Raw genomic sequence first — 20,754 nt, 5'->3', positions numbered from 1 at the left:
TGGACTAATAGTAGAGCCGCAGGAGGGCCGATGGCCGCATTCACTCCGACCCCCGACGACCGCTTCACGTTCGGCCTGTGGACGGTGGGCTGGCCGGCACGAGACCCCTTCGGCGACGCCACCCGTCCGCCGCTCGACCCGGTGGAGACCGTGCACCGCCTGGCCGAGCTGGGCGCGTACGGGGTGACCTTCCACGACGACGACCTGCTCGCCGTGGAGCCGGATCGCGACCGGGCCGTCTCGGCGTTCCGCAAGGCGCTGGACGAGACCGGGATGAAGGTCCCGATGGCCACCACCAACCTGTTCACCCACCCGGTGTTCAAGGACGGCGCGTTCACCAGCAACGACCGCGCCGTGCGGCGGTACGCGATCCGCAAGGTCATGCGCAACCTGGACCTGGCGGTGTCGCTGGGCGCGCGGACGTACGTGTGCTGGGGCGGGCGCGAGGGCGCCGAGTCGGACGCGGCCAAGGACGTGCGCGCCGCGCTCGACCGCTACAAGGAGGCGCTCGACCTGCTCAGCCAGTACGTCCTGGACCAGGGGTACGACATCAGGTTCGCCCTGGAGCCGAAGCCGAACGAGCCGCGCGGTGACATCCTGCTGCCGACGATCGGGCACGCCCTGGCGTTCATCGACGAGCTGGAGCACCCGGACATGGTAGGGCTCAACCCCGAGGTGGGGCACGAGCAGATGGCCGGGCTGAACTTCGTGCACGGCATCGCGCAGGCGCTCTGGCACGGCAAGCTCTTCCACATCGACCTCAACGGCCAGCACGGCCCGAAGTACGACCAGGACCTGGTGTTCGGGCACGGCGACGTGAAGAGCGCGTTCTTCCTGGTGGACCTGCTGGAGCACGGCGGCTACGACGGGCCGAGGCACTTCGACTACAAGCCGCTGCGCACCGAGGACCCCGGGGACGTGTGGGTGTCGGCGGCGGCCAACATGCGCACCTACCTGATCCTGAAGGACAAGGCGCGCGCCTTCCGGGCCGACCCGGAGGTGCAGGACGCGCTGCGGGCCTCGCGGGTGGACGAGCTGGCCGTGCCGACGCTCGCGCCGGGCGAGACCCTGGCCGACCTCGCCGCCGACGACTTCGACCCCGACGTGGCCGCCGAGCGCGGCTTCCACTTCACCCGGCTCAACCAACTCGCGATCGAGCACCTGCTCGGCGTCCGGAACCAGGAGGGCTGATGGTGCAACCACTCGGCGTCCAGCTCTACACCGTCAGGGACGCGTTAGCCGCTGACCGGGACGGGGTGCTGCGCCGCATCGCCGAGCTCGGCTACGGGGCCGTCGAACCGTACGACCCGATGACCGATCCCGAGGGCTTCCGCCGGGTGGCCGACGACCTGGGACTGACCGTCTCCAGCACGCACGCCTACGCGCTGCTGAGCCAGGAACCGGCGGAGGTGTTCGAGGCGATCGCCACGGTCGGGACCGACCTGGTGATCATCCCTGGCGGCATCGCGGAGGAGGAGTTCACCACCCGCGACGGCCTGGCCCGGGTCGCCGACCGGCTGAACGGGCTGGCCGCCCAGGCCGCCGCCCACGGCATGCGGCTGGGCTACCACAACCACTGGTGGGAGATCGAGCCGCGGATCGACGGCCGGCACGCCCTGGAGGTGCTGGCCGGCCTGCTGGAGCCGGAGGTGTTCCTGGAGGTGGACACCTACTGGGCGGCGGTGGGCGGGGCCGACGTGCCCGCCCTGCTGCGCGGGCTCGCCGACCGGGTGCTCGCCCTGCACGTCAAGGACGGCCCCGGCGTCAAGGGAGAGCCGCACACGGCCGTGGGCGACGGCGTCATGCCGGTGCCCGCCATCCTCGACGCCGCGCCCGGCGCGTGGCGGATCGTCGAGCTCGACGCCTGCGCGGGCGACGTCTTCGAGGCGCTCGCGGGCAGCCGCTCCTACCTGTCGTCGCTGGGGGTCTCATGACGTCCGGGACGGGCCCGGTGGGCGTGGCGCTCGTCGGCGCCGGGGTGATCAGCGGCCAGTACCTGCGGCACCTCACGGCGTTCCCGGACGTGCGGGTGCTCGCCGTCGCCGACCTGGACGAGGCACGCGCCGCCGCGGTGGCCGAGGAGTACGGCGTCCCCGTCTCCGGAGGCCTGGACACCGTGCTGGGCATCCCCGAGGTGGAGATCGTCGTCAACCTCACCGTCCCGTCGGCGCACGGCACGGTGGCGCTGGCCGCCTTACGGGCGGGCAAGCACGTGTACGGGGAGAAGCCGCTGGCCCTGGACATGGACGAGGCGGCCAAGGTGCTGGCCGAGGCGGACAACCGGGGGTTGCGCGTCGGCAACGCCCCCGACACCTTCCTCGGCGCCGGCATCCAGTCCACGATCCGGGCCGTGCGGTCGGGCCTGATCGGCGCCCCGGTCGCGGTCACGGCCGCCACCCAGGGCATGGGCCCGGAGTCGTGGCATCCCGCCCCCGAGTTCTTCTACCAGCGGGGGGCCGGGCCGCTGTTCGACCTCGGCCCGTACTACCTGACCACGCTCGTCGCGCTGCTCGGCCCGGCCTCCCGGGTGTCGGCGAGCAACCGGCGCGCACGCGAGCACCGGGTGGTCGGCTCGGGGCCGAAGGCGGGCACGGTCTTCCCGGTGGACGTGCCCACGCACGTCAACGCGCTGATCGACTTCGCGGGCGGCCCGACTGCCGGGGCCACCTTCAGCTTCGACTCGCCGGTGAGCAAGACGCTGATCGAGGTCATCGGCACCGAAGGGGCGCTGTCGCTGCCCGACCCCAACACCTTCGACGGCCCGCTGCTGGCCCGGGGCCTGCATGACCTCGACTGGCGGGAGCTGCCGCTGGAGGGCACGACGGCGGGGCGCGGCATCGGCGTGCTGGACATGGCCCGCGCGATCCGGGCCGGGGTCCCGCACCGGGCGTCGGGCGCGCTGGCGCTGCACGTCCTGGAGATCATGACGGCGGTGACGGAGTCGGGCGAGCGGGGCGAGTTCCGCGGGCTCGGCTCCGGGTCGCCGGTGCCCGATCCGCTGCCGGCGGACTGGGACCCGTACGCCGCCACGCTCGGCTGAGCACGCCGTGGGCATGGGGCGGGCACCGGGCGGCCCATGCCCACGGCGGCCGGCAGGTCTCAGCCACGGAAGGCGTGGGCGGCCGTGCTGGAGCGTCCGGCGCCGTTGACGGCCGTCACGGTGATCCACGGATGGTCCGGGTCGAGGCCGGCGGGGGTGAACGGCGCCCACGCCGTCTCCGGCCCGCCCGGCCGGGCGGCGGGGGTGTGCCGCTCCTGCGCCGCGGTGACGACCGTGGTCGCGCCGCCCGGCTGCCGGTAGGAGATCCGCAGCGTGCCGCCGCGCAGGTGGTGGCCCTGGACCTGGATGCCCTCGCGCCCGTCCACGCGGCTGCGTGCGGCGCGCACGATGAGCGGATCGTTCCACGCCGCCGCGACGCTCTCGCCCAGCGACGGGCTGTCCGCGTCGTCGCGGCAGACGACGAACGGCTCCCAGCGATAGGCGATGATCTTGGCGGCGTACCCGCCCACGGCCATGATCTGGCTGTCGACGCGAGCCTTGGAGGCACGGCCGCGCAACGGCAGCGGATCGGTCCTGGAGCACTCGCCGGCCACGGGGGTGGGCTCGAAGAGCTCGACGTTCACCCACAGCTCCACGCCGGGCACCGGACGGCTCGCCACCGCCTCCACGTAGTCGCGGGTCGAGCCGTGGTAGGCCTGCCGGTAGGTCACCGCGCCCACGACCGGCTCCAGCCGGGGGTCCACCCGCTCGTCGGCCTGGCCGGGACCGTACACGGGCACCTTGCCGGTGCCCCGCCCGTCCTGGACGGCGATGGCCATGGGCGCGCCCGCCCGGGTGGCGGCGATCTCGGCGAACCCCTCGCCCGCCTCGGCGGGCGGGAAGCCGCGCTCACGCCGGGCGTCCCAATAAGGGCTGACCACGATCGTCCGGCCGGGCAGCGCGGCGGCGGCGACCGCGTGCTGCGCGCGGTACAGGGCGAGGACCTCGTCGTCGTCGGGCCGGTCGCGCATCGCCAGCTCGAACGACTGGTACACCCCGGCGAGCGCCGGTGACGCCCCGTGCCGGCGGCGGTAGTCGTCCAGCACGCGGCGGGTGAAGGCGGTCAGCGCGTCGAGGTGCGGCAGGTGGGGCAGCCACGGCTTGACCGGGTCCTGCGGCGCGGCCGGCAGCCCCGGGTAGACCTTCATGCCGTGGCCGGCCGCCTCGGCCAGCAGGTTGCCGATGCCGTCGCCGTCCGTGACGGCGAGGACCAGGTCGAACGGGCCGGCGGAGCAGGAGGCGCCGAGCAGGATCCGGTAGTAGGTGCGCCCGCCGCTCCGGACGCGCCGGTCGAGACCGGGACAGCGCAGCACATCCGGTCCGAAGTGCTCCGGGGCGACGTAGGTGAAGACGCGGCGGATCTCCTTGCCCGGCACGGCGTCACGGGCGGCCAGGTAGCACGGCCTGCCCCCGTCGAGGCAGCCCGCGAAGGCGGGGTCGGCCTGACCGCTGCGGGCGTCGAACAGCCGTCCGGCCCCGTCGGCCCGGACGGCGGTGAGCCGCGAGCCGAACGTGATGACGGTGTCGCCGCCCAGCCGCCGGATCGCCGAGACCACCTCGCGCGTCTCGCACCGGTCGGGCCGCGGGTTGATCCAGTAGCCGGTGATCGGGTAGACCGCTGTCGCGCGGGGGTCACGCGGCGGGCAGCCGGAGGCGTCGACGACCCGCACCGCCTCGGGCGCGGCGGCCAGCAGGAGCGCGGCGAGGGCGAGCAGCACGCGCGGGACGACCCCGGCCCGGAACGTCACCTGCGCCCGGCCCCGTCCACCACACCGACCACTCTAAGACTCTCCGCGATCACTTGCGAGACGGAGAGCGAGGATGCCGGAGTTCTTCACGTGACAGACGAACTCCGGGTCAGCTTGCCTCGCGTCGTGCACGCCGCCACCGTCCCTCGGTACGGTGGCCGGGCGAGAAAGGCGGCGGATGAGCGAGCACCCCCTGTGGCCCGGTCAGGACGAGGCGCGGGTCACCGTGTTTCCCGTGGCGTCGCCCCGGCCGAGCCCGGCCGTGCTGGTGCTGCCCGGCGGCGGCTACGCCCGCCAGGCCGCCCACGAGGGGGCGCCGGTGGCGCGGTGGCTGAACTCGCTCGGCGTCGCCGCCTTCGTGGTGTCCTATCGGGTCGCGCCGCACCGTTACCCGCTGCCCCTGCTGGACGCCGCCAGGGCCGTGCGCTGGGTCAGGCACCACGCGCCCCGGCACGGCGTGGACCCGCTGCGGGTCGGCGTGCTCGGGTTCTCCGCGGGCGGGCACCTGGCGGGGCTGCTCGCCACCGAGACGGGGCCCATGCTGCCGCCGGGGCCGCACGACGACGTCGACGCGGCCGACCCCCGGCCGGGGCTGGCGGTGCTGTGCTACCCGGTCGTCACGCTGACCGGCCCGGCCGCGCACCGGGGCTCGGTCGCCAACCTCCTCGGTCCAGGCGGGGACGGTCCGGGCGGGGACGGTCCGGGCGGGGACGCCGCGGCCCTGTCGATCGAGCGGAGGGTGGGCCCGGACACCCCGCCGACGTTCCTGTGGCACACGGCCGACGACGCCTCCGTGCCGGTGGACAACACGCTCATGCTGGCCGGCGCGCTGGCCCGGCACCGCGTGCCCGTGGAGGCGCACGTGTACCCCAGCGGCGTCCACGGTCTCGGGCTGGCCGAGGCCGAGCCCGAGGCCGGTGACTGGACCCGGCGGTGCGCCGCCTTCCTCCGGGCGCGCGGCTGGAGCTGACGTCCGCACTGCCCGGCGGCGGGTCAGAGCTTGGTGATGCGGACCGCGTCGGCGATGACGTAGCCGGCCGCCGACGTCCAGCGGCTCACGCCGACCACGTTGTACGTCCCCGCGTCGAGGGTGAACGTTCCCAGGGACCGCCAGGCGCCGCCGCCCGTCCGCTGGTCCACGGTGACCGTCCGGCTCCCGCCGCTCGCCGCGACCACGTACGGCGTGGCGCTGTTGTAACCGGCGTTGGCCGGGTACCAGACCTCGACCCGGTAGCTGCCCGCGCTCGGGATCGCGGCCCGGAACCAGGCCGGGTCGCTGGCCGCGACGGGCTCGGCGAAGCGGTAGTCGGTGCCGTGGAGCTGGCTGGAGTAGGTGGAGGTGCCCCAGGCCGACCCGGCGGTGAACCCGGCGCCGGCGTTGTCGAGGACGACGCTGAACGCGCCGCCGCCGGAGCCCGGGACGGACCTGCCCGCGCTCGGACCGCTCTCCTGGTGGGTGCGGCCGAGCGCCGTCACGTAGTAGGTGTAGGCGGCCGTGGCGGAGGCCGTGGCGTCGGTGAACGTGGTCTTCCGGGTGGTGGCGAGGAGGTTGCGGGCGTCGGCGAAGGCGCACGGGTCGGCGGTGGTGGGCGTGCCGTCCACCCGGTAGACCGCGTACGCCGTCGGCTGCCCCTGCCCCGGCGTCCAGGTCACGGTCACGCCGCCGGACCCGCGGGTGGCCGAGCCGAGGGCGGGGGCAGCCGGGGCTGCGGCGCCGCCCCGGGCCGGCAGGAGCGCCGGCCTGGTGTAGTGGGCGGCGGCGAGCGTGGCGAAGGCGTTGATCCGGTTGGCCTTGACGTCCTTGGCGCTGAAGAAGATGTCGCCGGACACCTCGGGATGGCGCCGGTTGACGTGCAGGTGGTCGCTCAGCTCGGCCGGGTCCTGCCAGGCCGCGTCCTGCCCGGAGGCGCCCGCCCGGTAGGCGGCCTGGCCGATGACGAGCTGCACGCCGGTGCCGCGCACGGTCTGCGCCCACCAGGCGGTCAGCACGGCGTAGTCGGCCGCGGTGTGCCCGATGTGCCAGTAGATCTGCGGCGCCACGTAGTCGATCCAGCCCTCCTTCACCCACCGCCTGGTGTCGGCGTAGATCGCGTCGTAGGACTGCAGCCCCGAGGTGGCCGAGCCGAGCGGGTCGGTGGCGGCGTTGCGCCAGATGCCGAACGGGCTGACGCCGAAGGAGACGTGCGGCTTGGCCTGGTGGATGCGCTGGTCGAGCTCGCGGATGAGGAGGTTGACGTTCTCGCGCCGCCAGTCGTGGACGTTGGCGAAGCCGCCGCCGTACTGGTCGTAGGCGGCGCTGTCGGGGATGGTCTGGCCGCTGACCGGATAGGGGTAGAAGTAGTCGTCGAGGTGCACGCCGTCGAGGTCGTAGCGGGTGACGGCGTCCATGACGGCGTCCTGGATGAAGGCGCGGACGGCGGGCAGGCCGGGGTTGTAGTAGAGCTTGCCGCCGTAGGCGAAGCGCCAGGAGGGGTTCCGGCGCGCCGGGTGGCTCGTGACGAGCGCGCTGACGTCGTCGTGGTTGGCGACCCGGTACGGGTTGAACCAGGCGTGCAGCTCCAGGTTGCGGGCGTGGGCCTCGGCGACCATGAAGCCGAGCGGGTCGTAGCCGGGGTCGCGGCCCTGCGTTCCGGTGAGCCACTGCGACCAGGGCTCGTGCGGCGACGGCCAGAACGCGTCGGCCGTCGGCCTGACCTGCACGACGACGGCGTTCATGCGCCTGGCGACGGCGAGGTCGAGCCAGGCGCGGAACTCCGCCTGCTGGGCGGCGACGGTGAGCCCGGTGCGGCTCGGCCAGTCGATGTTGGCCACGGAGGAGATCCACATCGCGCGGAGCTGCCGCTTGGGAGTGGCGGGATCGGTGGCACAGACGGCGGCGGAGGCGGCGGCGGAGGCGGGGGGGAGTGGTGCGACGGGGGCGACGGCGCCGAGCAGCGCGAGGGTGAGGACCACCAGGAGGGTCCGCAGGGGGGTCACGAAGAGAAGTTTCAGTCGCTGTCAAGAGAACGTCAATAGTCTTCACACCCAGAGGCTGGAGCCCCAGGCCGTTCCCCGATGCACGCCTGACTGGCCTCCGGCGCGGGCGAAAAGTTTCTTCTAACTCCCCGGTAATGTCAATTATCGACATATGTCATGAATGTCCCTTACTGTGCACCCGTTGCCCCCCAACGAGGAGCCCCCCATGAGGTTCGCCCGTACGCGATTAGTCGCACTCGTCACCTCCGCCCTCACCGCCCTCCTCCTCATCGCCGCCCAGCCCGTCACCGCCCAGCCCGTCCAGCGGGCCGCCGACCTGCCGGCCGCCTTCGACCGCGCGGCGGCCGAGCACGGCGTGCCGCGCGACCTGCTCGTCGCCCTCGCCTACGCCGAGACCCACCTCGACGGCCACGGCGGCGAGCCCAGCGCCAGCGGCGGCTACGGCGTCATGCACCTGGTCAGCAACCCCACCACCAAGGCCCTGGAGAAGGCCGCCGAGCTCACCGGGCTGCCCGCCGGGAAGCTCAAGACCGACGACGCGGCCAACGTCCTCGGCGGCGCGGCCGTCCTGCGCGCCCAGGCCGACGATCTCGGCCTCGACGAGGCCGCGCGCAAGGACCTCGGCCGCTGGTACCAGGCCGTGGCCAGGTACGGCAACGCCTCCTCCCCCGAACTGGCCCGCCTGTACGCCGACGCCGTCTACGAGCTGCTCAGCCTCGGCGTGAGCGCCCGCGGCGTGACGGTCAAGCCGCAGGAGGTCACCGCCGACCGCGGCGACCTGGCCACGGCCCGTGACCTGTCCGCGCAGGCCACCGTGGCCAGCCCGGACTACCCCGACGCCGCCTGGGTGGCCGCCAACTCCGGCAACTACACCGTCTCCAGCCGCGAGTCCAGCTACGCCATCGACCGGGTGATCATCCACGTGACCCAGGGCTCGTACGCGGGCACCATCTCGTGGTTCCAGAACCCCAGCGCCAACGTCTCCGCGCACTACGTGGTCAAGTCGTCCAACGGCGCGATCACCCAGATGGTGCGGGACAAGGACATCGCCTGGCACGCGGGCAACTGGACCTACAACACGCGCTCCATCGGCATCGAGCACGAGGGCTGGGTGAGCGACGCCTCGTGGTTCACCGACGCCATGTACCGCGCCTCGGCCGCCCTGACCCGCGCCATCTGCAACAAGTACGGCATCCCCAAGGACCGTACCCACATCATCGGCCACAACCAGGTCCCCGGCGCCACGCACACCGACCCCGGCCCGCACTGGAACTGGACCACGTACATGAACTACGTGACCGGCAGCACGGGCACCCCGACGTGGACCACCACCGTGGACAACGCCACCGCCGGCCAGTTCACGGCGAGCAGCGCATGGGGCACCTCGGCCTACTCCGCCGACCGGCACGGCGCCGACTACCGGTTCGCCAGCCCGGTCGAGGCCAGCGACCCGGCCTGGTTCTCGGCCACCATCCCCAGCGCGGGCAACTACCGGGTGGACGTCTGGTACCCGGCCGACCCCGGCTACAACAGCTCGGCGCCGTTCGTCGTGGCGACGTCGAGCGGCAACCAGACCGTCTACGTCGACCAGCGTTCGGGCGGCGGCGCCTGGCGCACGATCGGGACGTTCTCGCTCAGCGCGGGAACGAAGAACGTGGTGGGCGTCAGCCGGTGGACCTCGGGCACCGGCTACGTCATCGCGGACGCGGTGCGCATCAGCCGCGTGTGAGTCTCGTACGGTCCGCGCCCGTTTGCCTACCTCCTGGACGGGCGCGGGCCGTACGGTCCGTCCGGGCGCGGTCTGTCGGTCCCGTCTCCTAAGCTGCGGTGACGTACCCGGATGATGGGATGTCTGCGGTGGACGCCTCGGTCGAGCAGCTGGTCTACGTCCGCGACGACGGCTACACCGTCGCGCGGATGAGCGCCGACAGCGGGCCGGGATTCGTCGCCTCCGGGCGGGCGCTGGCCGGGATCCAGCCCGGCGAGACGCTGCGGCTGACCGGCGAGTGGGGCGAGCACCACCGCCACGGCAGCAGGTTCCAGGTCACGGCGTGCGAGCGGATCGTCCCCTCCACCGTGCGCGCGATCCAGCTCTACCTCGGCTCCGGTCTCATCCGCGGCATCGGGCCGCGGCTGGCCCACGCCATCGTCAGCCACTTCGGCGAGCGGACGCTGACCGTCATCGACACCCGGCCCGAGCGGCTCACCGAGGTCGTCAACATCGGCCCGGCGCGGCAGGCGCAGATCGTCGAGGCGTGGAAGGAGCAGAAGGAGATCGCCGCGCTGATGGTGGTCCTGCAGGGCTACGGCGTCAGCCCGCTGCTCGCCGCCAAGATCTACCAGGTCCACGGCCCCGACTCGGCCGGCATCCTGGCCCGCGACCCCTACCAGCTCATCGGGCGGGTGCGCGGCATCGCCTTCCACACGGCCGACCGGATCGCCCTGCGGTCGGGGGTGTCCGAGCAGAGCCCGCAGCGGATCAAGGCCGCGGTCCTCGACCGGCTGGAGAGCGCCGCCGTGCGCGGCGGCCACTGCCATCTGTCGATGACCGCGCTGCTCACGCAGACCGCCGAGTTGGTCGAGCTCGACCAGGACCTGGTGCGGCCGATGATCGACGCGCTCACGGCCGAGCGTCGCGTGGTCGTGGAGGCCGGCCCCGAGCAGGTCGTCGTCTACGCCAAGGAGCTGCACGCCCGCGAGGTCAAGCTGGCCGACGAGCTGTCCCGGCTGTGGCGGGCCCGCTCGACGCTGCCGCTGCGCCCGTTCCGGGAGGACCCGGAGCTGCACGATGACCAGCGGGCCGCGGTGACCATGGCGCTGACCAGCACCGTCTCGGTCCTCACCGGCGGTCCGGGCTGCGGCAAGAGCCACACCGTGCGGGTGATCGCGGCGACGGTGCGGGCGATGGGCGGCACCGTCACCCTGGCCGCGCCCACCGGCAAGGCCGCCAAGCGCCTGTCGGAGCTGACCGGACTGCCCGCGATGACCGTCCACCGGATGCTGGCCCACCAGCCCGACCCCGACGCCCTGTTCGACCAGGCGCCGGCCCAGGCCGACCTGATCGTCGTGGACGAGGTGTCCATGCTCGACCTCCACCTGGCCACCCGGCTGTGCTCGGCGATCCCGTCCGGCAGCCACCTGCTGCTCGTCGGCGACAGCGACCAGCTCCCCAGCATCGGTCCCGGCAGCGTGCTGGCCGACCTGCTGCGCGTCGAGGACATCCCGCGCGTCCGGCTCACCCACGTCTTCCGGCAGGCCGAGGGCAGCGGCATCGTCTCGGCGGCGCACCTCGTCCGCGCCGGCGAGCTGCCGCGGCTGCCCGGCGGCGGCGGCTTCTGGTTCGAGGAGCTGGACGACCCGGCCGCCGTGGCCGAGCGCGTCGTCCACCTGGCCACCGAGGCCATCCCCCGCAAGCAGGGCGTGGACCCGGGCCAGGTGCAGGTGCTCTGCCCGATGCGCAAGGGCGCCGCCGGCACCGCCGAGGTCGGCCGCATGATCCAGGAGCGGCTCAACCCGGCCCGCGACGGCGTTGCCGAGCACTGGTCGGGCTCGTCGGTCTTCCGCGCCGGCGACCGGGTCATGCCGATCCGCAACAACTACGACAAGGGCGTCTTCAACGGCGAGACCGGAACCGTCACCCGCCTCCTGCCGGAGGACCGCCTGCTGGAGGTCCGCATCGACGACGGCGACACGGTCACCTACGGCTTCGACGAGCTCGACGACCTCACCCACGCCTACGCCATCAGCGTGCATCGCTCGCAGGGCAGCGAATACCCGTTCGTGGTGGCGCCCATCGTGGCCGAGGCCGGCGGCGTCATGCTGCGCCGCCGGCTGCTCTACACCCTGCTCACCCGGGCGCGCTCCTGGGTGGTGCTGGTCGGCGCGCGCGACGCCCTCGAACTCGCCGTCCACCGCCTCGGCCGGCGCCGCAACACCGGCCTCACCCGCCGGCTGGCCCTCACCCTCGACAACTGAGCGGGGCTCAGCGGTAACCGGTGACGTCGGCCGGTCTGCCCGCGTCCTGGACCTCGACCAGGTATCTCCAGGCGTCGGGCCGCGAGCCGTCCACGTCGGCGAACCCGTACACCTGCGCGAGCTGCCCCGACGACAGCGACTGCCCGCTCCACCGCATGACGTCGGGGTCGGCCGCCAGGGCCGCCACCGCCCGCCCGGTGAACCGGGGCGACTCGGAGATCGCGAAGTGCGGCTCGGCCGCGGTGGCGTCGCGCCAGTTGTCCTCCCGCACCTTGTAGATGTCCAGCATCATCTCCGAGCGCAGCCACCCGGGCGTCAGCGCCACCGCCGCGCAGCCGCGCTCCCTCAGCTCGTGCGCCTGCGCGAACGCGAGCCGGATCACGGCCGTCTTGGCCAGGTCGTAGAAGAAGGAGACCCGGTAGTGGGCGTCGTTGTACTCCTTGGTCCCGTCGGTCATCTCGACCACCAGGCCGCCGGGGTTCCGCATCAGCAGCGGCAGCGCGTGGTGGCTGGTGATGATGTGCGTGTCGATGGCCAGGCGGAGCAGCCGCATGCCCTTGTCGAGGTTCTGCTCCCACAGCGGCCGGTCCCACTCGGCGAGCGGGTCGCCGCCCCACACGTCGTTGACGAGCAGGTCGAGCCGGCCGTGGTCGCGGTCGATCCGCTCGACGAGGGCGCGCACCCGGTCGCTGTCCAGGTGGTCGACCTGGACGGGGATGCCGTGCCCGCCGGCCTGGTCCACCAGCTCCGCGGTCTCCTCGATGGTCTCCGGCCGGCCGTACTCGGAGCGCTCCAGCCGGGTGGTGCGGCCGGTGACGTAGACGGTGGCCCCGGCGGCCCCCAGTTCGACCGCGATTCCCCGTCCCGCGCCGCGCGTGCCTCCAGCGACCAGCGCGACCTTGCCCTTCAGCGATTCACTCATGGTGCGAGGCTGGCAGGAAAAGCCGACAAGGAGTGTCATCTTTTCCGGACGGCGTGGTGGCCGATTTCTGCAAGACCCGGGGCGGCGGCGAAGGAAGGATGAGGGCATGAGCATCGACCTTTCCGCGGCGGCCGCCTTCATGGCCACCCACGCGCGGGTGCTGGACCGCCGCCGCTTCGACCTTCTGACCCACGCCCTGGCCGGCGCGACCACCGACGCAGGAGCCGTGCAGGGGGCGCTGGCGGCGCTCGACGGCTACCGCAACGCCGACGGCGGCTACGGCTGGGGGCTCGAACCCGACCTGCGCTCCCCCGAGAGCCAGCCGGGGGCGGCGGCGCACGCCTTCGAGGTGTTCGAGGACATCGCGCCCGCCACCACGTCGCGGGCGGTGGAGCTGTGCGACTGGCTCGACTCGGTCACCCTGCCCGACGGCGGCCTGCCGTTCGCCCTGCCCGTCACCGCCCCCGCCGGCTGCGCCCCGTGGTGGCTCGGCGCCGACACCTCCACGTCGTCGCTGCAGATCACCGCCGTCACGGCCGCCGTCGCGCACCGTGTCGCCGCGCACGACCCGGCCGTGGCCGCCCACCCCTGGCTCGACCGGGCCACCCGCTACTGCCTGACGGCCATCGAGGCCATCGACGAGACGCCGCACGCGTACGTGCTGGCCTTCGCGCTGCGCTTCCTGGACGCCGTGCACGGCACCCGGCCCGAGGCCGCCGGCCTCGTCGCCCACCTGAGCAGGCACGTGCCGCCCGACGGCCGGATGCACGTCGAGGGCGGCACCGAGGAGGAGACGCTGCGCCCGCTGGACTTCGCGCCCCTTCCGGACGGTCCGGCCGCCTCCCTGCTGTCGCCGCAGGGCATCGCGGCCGACCTGGACCGGCTGGCCGGCATGCAGGAGCCCGACGGCGGCTGGACCGTCGACTACGCCCCCATCTCACCGGCCGGAGTTCTGGACTGGCGCGGCCACACCACCGTCCGCGCCCTGCAGACCCTCCACCGCCACGGCCGCCTCTGAGACACCCGTCGCCGGATGCTCCGGAGACGGGCGTCACTGTCGGCTTACAGGCGTAGGCCTCGGCGGCGCCGTACCAGGGGCTTGGCGACTCAGAGACCGCCGGACAGGTCGAACGTCTCCAGCGCTGCGCGCACATCGCTGTGGGGCGGAACGGGAACCGTAGCGGCAGGTTCATCCGCCGGTGGACACTTCGCCGGGCTCGATCCAGCACTCCGCAGGCCGCACGTGAGCGGTGCCGGCGCTGGCCTGCGGGCGGCGGAGCCGGAGTGCTGCTCGGGACCGGCCTGCCGGGCCTACCCGCGCCGGTCGACCCGAGTGCTGACGGCGCCTATCTCGGCCAGGATGCGTTCGGCCTCGGCACGGGAGGCGTCCGAGCCGGCGGAGCGGGCGTCGGTGTCGGCGATGAGGAGCAGGGCCCGAGCCTGGCCGAGCCGGTACCCGGACCGCCGATGCAGGGCAAGGGCACACGTCGCGCGTTCCGCGGCCCGGTCCGGCCGGCCGCGGGCGAGGTCGACGGCGGCGAGGACGAGCAGTCCCTGCCCTTCCCACACGCGGTACCCCGCGTGTCGCGCGACGGCCATGGCCTGTTCGGCGCCGGCCTCGGCGGCTGCGAGCCGACCGGCTGACAGGTGGGTCGCAGCCTGTTCGAGCCGGATCTGCGTCTCCAGCACACGGTCGCCACCGGACTCCAGCGCCGTCAGGGCGTTCTGCAGGTGCCGGATCGCCGACGGGTTCCCCAGGTGCCGGTGCACCGTGCCGAGTGCGGCCAGGGCGGAGGCGCGCACCCGTCCGTCCGATTCGCGCGTGGCGTGCGCGACGGCCTCGGCCTCCCGCAGCGCGTGATCGTACCGCCCGGCGTCGCAGTGCAGCGCGACACGGGTGGCCCGCACGACCGACTCCTCCACGGAGCTGCCGATCCCACGGTAGGCCTCCAGCGCGCGGTCGAAGTAGGCGAGCGCCTCGTCGAACCGGCCGAGCAGGTGGTAGGCGTCGCCCGTCACGGCGAGGGTCACCGGGTGGCCGTCTCCTGAGCCGGCGACGCCGTAGCATGTCAGTACCTGCTCCCCGTACGACACGGCCTGCTCCAGGTCTCCGGCGTGCAGGGCCGTGAAGGCGAGGTTGACCAGGTTGACCGCCGCACCGTCCGCATGGCCGCGTGCCATGCTCAGCTCCAGACCCCGGCGGTAGTGGGCGGCCGCGTCATCAAGCCGGCCGTGCCAGGAATGCAGTGTGCCCAGCGTGGTGCACGTCGCCGTCCAGTGCTCCGGCCAGTCCAGCAGGGAGCCCACGCGGACGGCCTCGTCAAGGTGCATCCGTGCCTCGCCGAGCCGGCCCAGCCTCATCAGGGTCTGACCGAGGGCCAGCCTCGCCGCCGCCTGGCCACGGGCGTCGCCGGCCGCCCGCGCCGCGGTGAGCGCCGCCGTGGCCGTCGCCTCGGCAGCCGGCAGGTCACCGGACATCCAGAAGTACCCGCGCAGTGCCAGCGCCAGGTGCCAGGACTCCTCCCGTGCCGCGCCCGCGGCGGCCTCCGCCGTGGCGGCCACCAGGTTCGCCGACTCGGCGTCGAGCCACCTCCGGGCGTCGCGGGCGTCGCGGAACGCGGTGGTGGCCTCGCCGAGCGGCGACAGCCGCAGCATGTGGGAGTACAGGAGGCCCGCCGCCGCCTCCACCATGGACAGGTGCCACCGGCAGACCCGCCGGACGACGGCCGCCTGCTCGGCGGGGCCGTCCTCGGCGCCGGCCCGGGCCCGGGCGTGCAGCCGGACCAGGTCGTGGAAGGCGAACCGGCCCGGTGCCCGCTCCTTCAGCAGATGCCGGCCCGCCAGACGCTCCAGCAGCCGTTCCGCCTCGCCTCCGGCCACCCCCATCGCCGCCACGGCGGCCTGCGGGGAGAAGTCCGCGCCGGGCACGAGGCCGAGGAGCCGGTACGCCCGCCGCGCGTCAGGCCGCAGCGCCGCGTACGACCGGTCGAGCGCGGTGCGCACGGCGGTCTCCGGGTCGTCCTCGATCTCCAGGGCGGCGAGTCTGCTGCCCCGCGCCAGATCGTCGGCGTAGCCGGCGATTCCCCGCGCGGGCCGGTCCGCCAGGTGGGCGGCCGAGACGCGCAGCGCCAAGGGCAGCCGGCCGCACAGGTCGGCCAGCCGCGCGGCGTCCTCGGGCTCGGCGTCGATCCGATCCCGTCCGAGCACCGAGGCCAGCAGGTCGCGTGCCTCCCGCGGAGGCAGGACGTCGAGCGTGATCCGCCGGGCGCCCTCCCTCGCGACCAGCCCGCTGAGGCGGTCACGGCTGGTGACGAGCACGAGACAGCCGGGAGCAGCCGGCAGGAGGGGGCGCACCTGCTCGGCCGAGGCCGCGTCGTCCAGCAGCAGGAGCATCCGCCGGTCGTCGAGCAGCGATCGGTAGCGGGCGGCGGCCTGCGAGGTGTCGGCCGGGATCCGCTCCGGGGGCGTGTCCAGCGCGCGCAGCAGCGCCGCCAGCGCCTCGGCGGCGCGCAGCGGCGGCTGCCTGGAATGGCCCCGCAGGTCGAGGTAGAGCTGCCCGTCGGGGAACCGGCTGCGGACCCGGTGCGCCCAGTGCACCGCCAGCGTGGTCTTGCCGACTCCCGCGGTGCCGGAGATCGCCATGATCGTCACAGCGGTGGGCTGTTCGGCGCTCGCGGTCACCAGGCCGTCCAGCCGGGCGAGCTCGGCGGCGCGACCGGCGAAGCCGCGGACGTCCATCGGGAGCTGCGCCGGGATCACGCGCCCGGCTTCCCCGGCCGAAGGCTCCGCATGGGAACCGCCCGCCTGGCCGGGTGCTCCGGGCTCGCCGGTATCGCTGGCCGTGCGAGAGGGTGACTCCTGACGCAGCACCCGCAGGTGCGCCGCTGCCAGCTCGGGCCCCGGCTCGACGCCCAGCTCGTCGCGGAGTCGATTGCGGACCGCCGCGAACAGTCGCAGCGCGGAGGCCTGATCCCCGCTGGCGGCCATTGCCAGGACGAGGCGGGCGTGCAGGGCTTCGTGCAGGGGTTCGTCCGCGACGAGCTCGCGTAATCGGGCGGCGGCCCCCTCATGGTCGCCGCTGTCCGAAGCGAGGTCGGCGAAGGCCAGCGCAGCGGCGATGCGCTCATGGTTGAGCGCCACGGCGGCGGGGTGCTGAGCGAGGAGGGGGTCTTCGCCGGCCAGCACCGGGCCTCGCCAGCACCGCAGCGCGGCGTCGAAGAGCTCCGCGGCCGCCGCTAACCGGCCTTCGTCGCGGGTCAGCCGCGCGCGGGCGACAAGATCACCGAACCGCAACACGTCATGGTCGCCAGCCGCCGGGGACAGAACGTAGCCGCCGGAACCCAGCGAGATGGCGGAACCCTGCGCCCGCGTGCGCGCGAGCAGCTTACGCAAGGAGCCGACGTAGCGTTGGACGAGGCGCAGGCAGGACTTCGGAGGCTGCTCGCCCCAGAGCGTGTCGATGATCTCCTGGCGGTGCACCGGCTGTCCTGGCCGCAGTGCCAGCAGGCCAAGTAACCGGCGCTGCATGCCCGACCGCACATCGACGGCTGCGTCGCCGGCGCGGACGGACAGCGATCCCAGCACGCCGATCCGGAGTGGCTCCACAGGGGCCGTGCGGACGGTGGCCAGCAGCGTGTCCAGCTCCGCACTGGTGATGTCCAGTGCCTCAGCAAGCCGCCGCAGCGACGCGGCCCGCGGGCGACTCACCCGATCGGCCTCCAGGTCACGCAGCGAACGCTCGCTCAAGGCGGCATGAGCTGCCAGTTCGTTCTGGTTGAGGCCCGCTCGCAGGCGACGGTCGCGGATGAACGAGCCCAGCGTGTGCCGCTCCGTCTCCATAGGAGACCAAAGCTACCACGATGATCAACAAGAGGCCGACGTCCGGATTTCAGATGATGGCCTCTTCCCTGTGACCGGAAGAGGCCATCATCATCTGGTCCGTGCTAGCAAGTAACAACCTTGTCGTACGAGGCGAACGGCTGATTGTATGCGTTCACGTCTTTCGACGCACCGGAGGCGACCGTGAAACACCCGGAGTCTCGGGCGTTGTTCCAGACAACCCGCAAGCGCTGACTCGTCGAGCAGTTGTTGTACATCACGACGTGGTTGAAACTACGCACGTCGACTGACACACAGGCAGGCTTGGTTCCAGCGGACGCAGGCGTAACTGCGCCGACGAGCGCGACCCCGGCCACGGTCGCGACCGCCGCTGCTCGGGCGATGTTTTTCATCATTCCTTTTCTCCGTTCCTTCGGTGGATGCACACAGAAGAGACGGTAAAGGCGGGCGCATCACAGGCGTGGTGGCCGCTGCGCACATTCCCACATCGCGGGCGGTCGCGATACCTGTGCGATTATCCCCCCGGTGACCTGGGGCGAAGCCATGAGCTCACCGTCCACGTCATGGGCGGCGTACTTGAACCGGCAGAAACCGGCGGGACGGGCGGCAGATCCGGGCCCGGTGGCCCAATGATCGCCCGGGCCTCTTCCACGTGCGGCAGACCGCACTGGGACCTGTTCGGGGTTCAGATAGATCTCGCTGCGTGATGACTCGCGGGAGATGCGCACCGTCATGGAGACGTATGACGCAGCGGGAGGGAGTCCTGCTCAGACCCCCGAGGTAGACGACATCAAGCCCAGTGAACTGCTCCTGACGATCACCGAGGTCATCTTGCACACCTTCGGGCATGGGTTTCGTCGGCGTGCATCACGGTCGAGCGCCGCGACGGTGACCTCGGCCACAGAGCACATCCGGGGGCTCGGGGTGGTGCCACGGGACGGTGACGGGGGTGGCGGGGAGGGTCCCGGCGAGCAGGGGCTCCAGGATGTCGGGGAGGGCGGGCGGGACGAGGCGGTCGGCCGTCCGGCGCAGGTCGGCGAGCGGCCACCAGCGGAAGGTGTCGAGCAGGTCCCGTTCGAGCTGCTCCATGCCCGAGACGTCGACGGTCGCCTCGGGGACGCGGACGAAGAAGTAGGAGTCGCGCGCGAAGTAGAGCCTGCCCCCGCCACTGGTCCAGTGGCCCGAGCTGACCGCGACCACCGCGCCGAACGCCTCCGGCGGCAGCGTGATCCCGGTCTCCTCCCGTAGTTCCCGCGAAGCGGCGACGGGCAGTGACTCGCCGGGGTGCACCCCGCCTCCCGGCGTGAACCACTCGTGGGCGGGGTCGTCCGTCTGGTTGAGGCCGCGGAACAGCAGGACGCGGTCGTCGGCGTCGGCGAGCAGGATGCGGGCGGTCGGCCGGAGGGTCGCACCCGGCCGAGGGGTCGTCGTTGCGGCCATGCCACGGATCATAGGGGCGCGCCCTGGCGACGATCGTGCGGCGCATGATCCGGTTAAGCCGGAAACGGTGATCCGACCGAGCCCCAAGGGTGGCAAGATCTCCCATCGGGGATATTCGGAACAGGTTCGGGGGAACGCCGTGTCAGTAGTCCCTTCTGCGGTGCCGGCGTGGCGCTCGCGCGCTCTGGTGTGGTGGTGGCCGGCCCTGGCGGTGGCCACGGCCCGGCTGGGGTGGCCGTCTCTCGTGGCCGTCCTGCCCGGCGGGCGGGCGGGCGGCGGGTGCGCGTGGTTCGCGGGCGACACCGCCGAGCCGTGGAAGTGGGAGCTGGCCGACCTCGTCGCCGAGGCGCAGGCTCGGGTGGCCCTGGGGCTGCCGGTCGTGGTGGGGCTCGGCGCGTGGCTGGTGGCGTGCCGGGGAGAGCGGGCGGGGGCCCGGATCTGGGCCGCGCTCGCCGTGGCCGGGGTGGTCGCGGCCGACCACGTGCTGCTGACGGTCCGCCTCTGGCTGGGCTGGACGCCCGAGGGCGCGGACTGCACGGTGGCCCCCGAGGCGGCCCACGCCGTGTCGGCGGGGCAGCTCGTCTGGACGTTCGCGCCCGCCGTGCTGGCCATGGCGGGGGCGTGGGCGGCGGGGCGCACCCCGCTGGAGCGCTCGCACCGGCAGTCGTGGTGGCCCGTCTGGGCGGCCGCGGCCCTCGCGGCCGGCACGGTGCTGGCGGCGAGCGGAACCCTGCGGTTGCCGGCGGGCGACCCGGAGCAGCCGCTCGCGCCCGACGGCACCCCCAGGTACGCGCTGGTGATCACCGGGGACCGGCTGGGCGTGCTGGACCTGGTCGCGGGCGGCGAACCGAGGCCGCTGCCCGCTCCGGACCCGGCGTTCTTCCAGTACACCGCCATCACGCGGGACACCCGGCCCGGCGGCTACCTCGCCGCGGTCAGCACGGCGGGCGACGGGGCGTTCGGCGGCCGCTCGTCGCGCGTCTACCGGATCGTCATGGACGGGGACGGCGGCGCGGCCGTCGGTGACCAGGTCGGCGGCGACCTGGCCGGGACGGTGCTCGACCTGGCCGTCTCCGCGAGGGGGCAGATCGCCTACAGCCGTGTCGTGGCCGTACCCGCCGACACCCTGAGAGTGGCCACCACGTTCGTCGGGCTGGTCGCGCCGCGCCGCGAATGGTCGGCGGCGGGGTCGCACGGGGCGGCAGGCGGGAACGCCGGGCCGCTGGGGCTGCACTGGCGGGACGCCGGGACGCTGGCGTTCCACACGGCGGCGGAAAGGGCCGGGCGGGTGGCGGCGGCGGGGAGGACCGGGCGGGTGGTGGCGCTCGACGTGACGCGGCCCGGCTCCGACCTGCTCGCCGCCCGCGAGTTGCACACCCTGGCGGACGGCGGTGACGGTCTCGCCCTCAGCATCCCGGGCGGCACTCCCGGCGGCGCCCCGGGCGACACCCCCGGCAGCACCTCCGACGGCGCCCCGGGCGGCGCCTCGGATGGCAGCGCCCCGGGCGGCGCGCTGGCCGTCTCGTGGGCCGCCGCCCACGCGTGGCACGACCACCGGATCACGGTCGTCGAGCCGTCAGGGCCGTCAGGGCCGTCGGGGCTGTCAGGGAAGGAGCGCCTGGTGTTCGCCTCCGGACAGGCGACGCTCCATGCCTTCACGCTCGACCGGACGGGCCGTCACCTGCTGGTCTCGCTGGTCACCGAGCGCCCCCGGGGTGCGTACGAGCTCGTCCGGGTGGACCTCGGGTCGCCGGAGCCGCGACCGCGGCGCGTCTGGCAGGGCGCCAGCCCTGTGGCGTCGCTCGCCTGGTAGG

At 73.6% G+C, this 20,754-nt stretch carries 14 protein-coding genes; 8 read left to right on the top strand and 6 right to left on the bottom strand.

All coding sequences use genetic code 11. The annotated features are described in order from the left end of the window. Nucleotides 1-30: 30 nt before the first annotated feature. From xylA to CXR44_RS06760, 3 genes are read left to right on the top strand one after another with little or no spacing between them, the layout of a single operon-like run. Nucleotides 31-1,191: a xylose isomerase gene (gene xylA, locus CXR44_RS06770; RefSeq protein ID WP_101783999.1), complete on the top strand. Its 1,161-nt coding sequence runs from the start codon at nucleotides 31-33 to the stop codon at nucleotides 1,189-1,191. Beyond that, nucleotides 1,191-1,934 carry a sugar phosphate isomerase/epimerase family protein gene (locus CXR44_RS06765; protein WP_101783998.1) on the top strand — a complete coding sequence of 248 codons (744 nt, stop codon included), beginning with the start codon at nucleotides 1,191-1,193 and terminating at the stop codon, nucleotides 1,932-1,934. The genes xylA and CXR44_RS06765 overlap by 1 nt, the downstream gene beginning before the upstream one ends. Then, nucleotides 1,931-3,040, top strand: coding sequence for a Gfo/Idh/MocA family protein (locus tag CXR44_RS06760; protein WP_101783997.1), 1,110 nt, complete (start codon nucleotides 1,931-1,933; stop codon nucleotides 3,038-3,040). The genes CXR44_RS06765 and CXR44_RS06760 overlap by 4 nt, the downstream gene beginning before the upstream one ends. Nucleotides 3,041-3,099: 59 nt before the next feature. Here the strand turns inward: CXR44_RS06760 and CXR44_RS06755 are convergent, their stop codons facing one another. Continuing rightward, complete coding sequence (locus tag CXR44_RS06755) at nucleotides 3,100-4,788, bottom strand: alpha-amylase family protein (RefSeq protein ID WP_101783996.1); 1,689 nt, start codon at nucleotides 4,786-4,788, stop codon at nucleotides 3,100-3,102. 178 nt (nucleotides 4,789-4,966) lie between these two features. On the opposite strand from CXR44_RS06755, the gene CXR44_RS06750 reads away from it, so the two are divergent. After that, complete coding sequence (locus CXR44_RS06750) at nucleotides 4,967-5,758, top strand: alpha/beta hydrolase (RefSeq protein ID WP_101783995.1); 792 nt, start codon at nucleotides 4,967-4,969, stop codon at nucleotides 5,756-5,758. A 23-nt stretch (nucleotides 5,759-5,781) separates the two neighbouring features. On the opposite strand, the gene CXR44_RS06745 is transcribed toward CXR44_RS06750, so the two are convergent. After that, nucleotides 5,782-7,764 (bottom strand): family 10 glycosylhydrolase, encoded by a 1,983-nt coding sequence (locus CXR44_RS06745; RefSeq protein WP_101783994.1) that lies wholly within the window; start codon nucleotides 7,762-7,764, stop codon nucleotides 5,782-5,784. A 205-nt stretch (nucleotides 7,765-7,969) separates the two neighbouring features. Here CXR44_RS06745 and CXR44_RS41630 point away from each other — a divergent pair, with 205 nt between their 5' ends. Then, complete coding sequence (locus tag CXR44_RS41630) at nucleotides 7,970-9,493, top strand: golvesin C-terminal-like domain-containing protein (protein WP_101783993.1); 1,524 nt, start codon at nucleotides 7,970-7,972, stop codon at nucleotides 9,491-9,493. 119 nt (nucleotides 9,494-9,612) lie between these two features. Further along, nucleotides 9,613-11,739 carry an SF1B family DNA helicase RecD2 gene (recD2, locus tag CXR44_RS06735; protein ID WP_101783992.1) on the top strand — a complete coding sequence of 709 codons (2,127 nt, stop codon included), beginning with the start codon at nucleotides 9,613-9,615 and terminating at the stop codon, nucleotides 11,737-11,739. 7 nt (nucleotides 11,740-11,746) lie between these two features. Here the strand turns inward: recD2 and CXR44_RS06730 are convergent, their stop codons facing one another. Next, entirely contained in the window at nucleotides 11,747-12,661 is a 915-nt protein-coding gene (locus CXR44_RS06730; RefSeq protein WP_101783991.1) for an SDR family oxidoreductase, read from the bottom strand. A 106-nt stretch (nucleotides 12,662-12,767) separates the two neighbouring features. On the opposite strand from CXR44_RS06730, the gene CXR44_RS06725 reads away from it, so the two are divergent. Next, complete coding sequence (locus CXR44_RS06725) at nucleotides 12,768-13,679, top strand: prenyltransferase/squalene oxidase repeat-containing protein (RefSeq protein WP_101783990.1); 912 nt, start codon at nucleotides 12,768-12,770, stop codon at nucleotides 13,677-13,679. A 293-nt stretch (nucleotides 13,680-13,972) separates the two neighbouring features. Here the strand turns inward: CXR44_RS06725 and CXR44_RS06720 are convergent, their stop codons facing one another. From CXR44_RS06720 to CXR44_RS06715, 3 genes are all read right to left on the bottom strand, one after another. Next, nucleotides 13,973-17,500 carry a BTAD domain-containing putative transcriptional regulator gene (locus CXR44_RS06720; protein WP_101783989.1) on the bottom strand — a complete coding sequence of 1,176 codons (3,528 nt, stop codon included), beginning with the start codon at nucleotides 17,498-17,500 and terminating at the stop codon, nucleotides 13,973-13,975. A gap of 104 nt (nucleotides 17,501-17,604) precedes the next feature. Next, nucleotides 17,605-17,895 carry a hypothetical protein gene (locus CXR44_RS38800; protein WP_144069879.1) on the bottom strand — a complete coding sequence of 97 codons (291 nt, stop codon included), beginning with the start codon at nucleotides 17,893-17,895 and terminating at the stop codon, nucleotides 17,605-17,607. Between the two features lie 472 nt (nucleotides 17,896-18,367). Continuing rightward, nucleotides 18,368-18,940 carry an NUDIX hydrolase gene (locus tag CXR44_RS06715; protein ID WP_101783988.1) on the bottom strand — a complete coding sequence of 191 codons (573 nt, stop codon included), beginning with the start codon at nucleotides 18,938-18,940 and terminating at the stop codon, nucleotides 18,368-18,370. Nucleotides 18,941-19,079: 139 nt separating this feature from the next. Between CXR44_RS06715 and CXR44_RS39300 the strand changes: the two genes are divergently transcribed. Continuing rightward, nucleotides 19,080-20,753 carry a hypothetical protein gene (locus CXR44_RS39300; RefSeq protein WP_219601688.1) on the top strand — a complete coding sequence of 558 codons (1,674 nt, stop codon included), beginning with the start codon at nucleotides 19,080-19,082 and terminating at the stop codon, nucleotides 20,751-20,753. The last annotated feature ends 1 nt before the right edge of the window (nucleotide 20,754 follow it).

Source organism: Nonomuraea indica (assembly GCF_002850745.1).
In the GTDB taxonomy this organism is placed as follows: Bacteria; Actinomycetota; Actinomycetes; order Streptosporangiales; family Streptosporangiaceae; genus Nonomuraea; species Nonomuraea indica.
This window is presented reverse-complemented; position numbering and strand designations above follow the sequence as displayed.

Excerpts from the sequence above, each read along its gene's own strand:
- CXR44_RS06715 (WP_101783988.1), bottom strand. The coding sequence starts at position 18,940 with ATGGCCGCAACGACGACCCCTCGGCCGGGTGCGACCCTCCGGCCGACC.
- CXR44_RS41630 (WP_101783993.1), top strand. The coding sequence starts at position 7,970 with ATGAGGTTCGCCCGTACGCGATTAGTCGCACTCGTCACCTCCGCCCTC.
- CXR44_RS06760 (WP_101783997.1), top strand. The coding sequence starts at position 1,931 with ATGACGTCCGGGACGGGCCCGGTGGGCGTGGCGCTCGTCGGCGCCGGG.
- CXR44_RS06720 (WP_101783989.1), bottom strand. The coding sequence starts at position 17,500 with ATGGAGACGGAGCGGCACACGCTGGGCTCGTTCATCCGCGACCGTCGC.
- recD2 (WP_101783992.1), top strand. The coding sequence starts at position 9,613 with ATGTCTGCGGTGGACGCCTCGGTCGAGCAGCTGGTCTACGTCCGCGAC.
- CXR44_RS06730 (WP_101783991.1), bottom strand. The coding sequence starts at position 12,661 with ATGAGTGAATCGCTGAAGGGCAAGGTCGCGCTGGTCGCTGGAGGCACG.
- CXR44_RS38800 (WP_144069879.1), bottom strand. The coding sequence starts at position 17,895 with ATGATGAAAAACATCGCCCGAGCAGCGGCGGTCGCGACCGTGGCCGGG.
- CXR44_RS06725 (WP_101783990.1), top strand. The coding sequence starts at position 12,768 with ATGAGCATCGACCTTTCCGCGGCGGCCGCCTTCATGGCCACCCACGCG.
- CXR44_RS06750 (WP_101783995.1), top strand. The coding sequence starts at position 4,967 with ATGAGCGAGCACCCCCTGTGGCCCGGTCAGGACGAGGCGCGGGTCACC.
- CXR44_RS06765 (WP_101783998.1), top strand. The coding sequence starts at position 1,191 with ATGGTGCAACCACTCGGCGTCCAGCTCTACACCGTCAGGGACGCGTTA.
- xylA (WP_101783999.1), top strand. The coding sequence starts at position 31 with ATGGCCGCATTCACTCCGACCCCCGACGACCGCTTCACGTTCGGCCTG.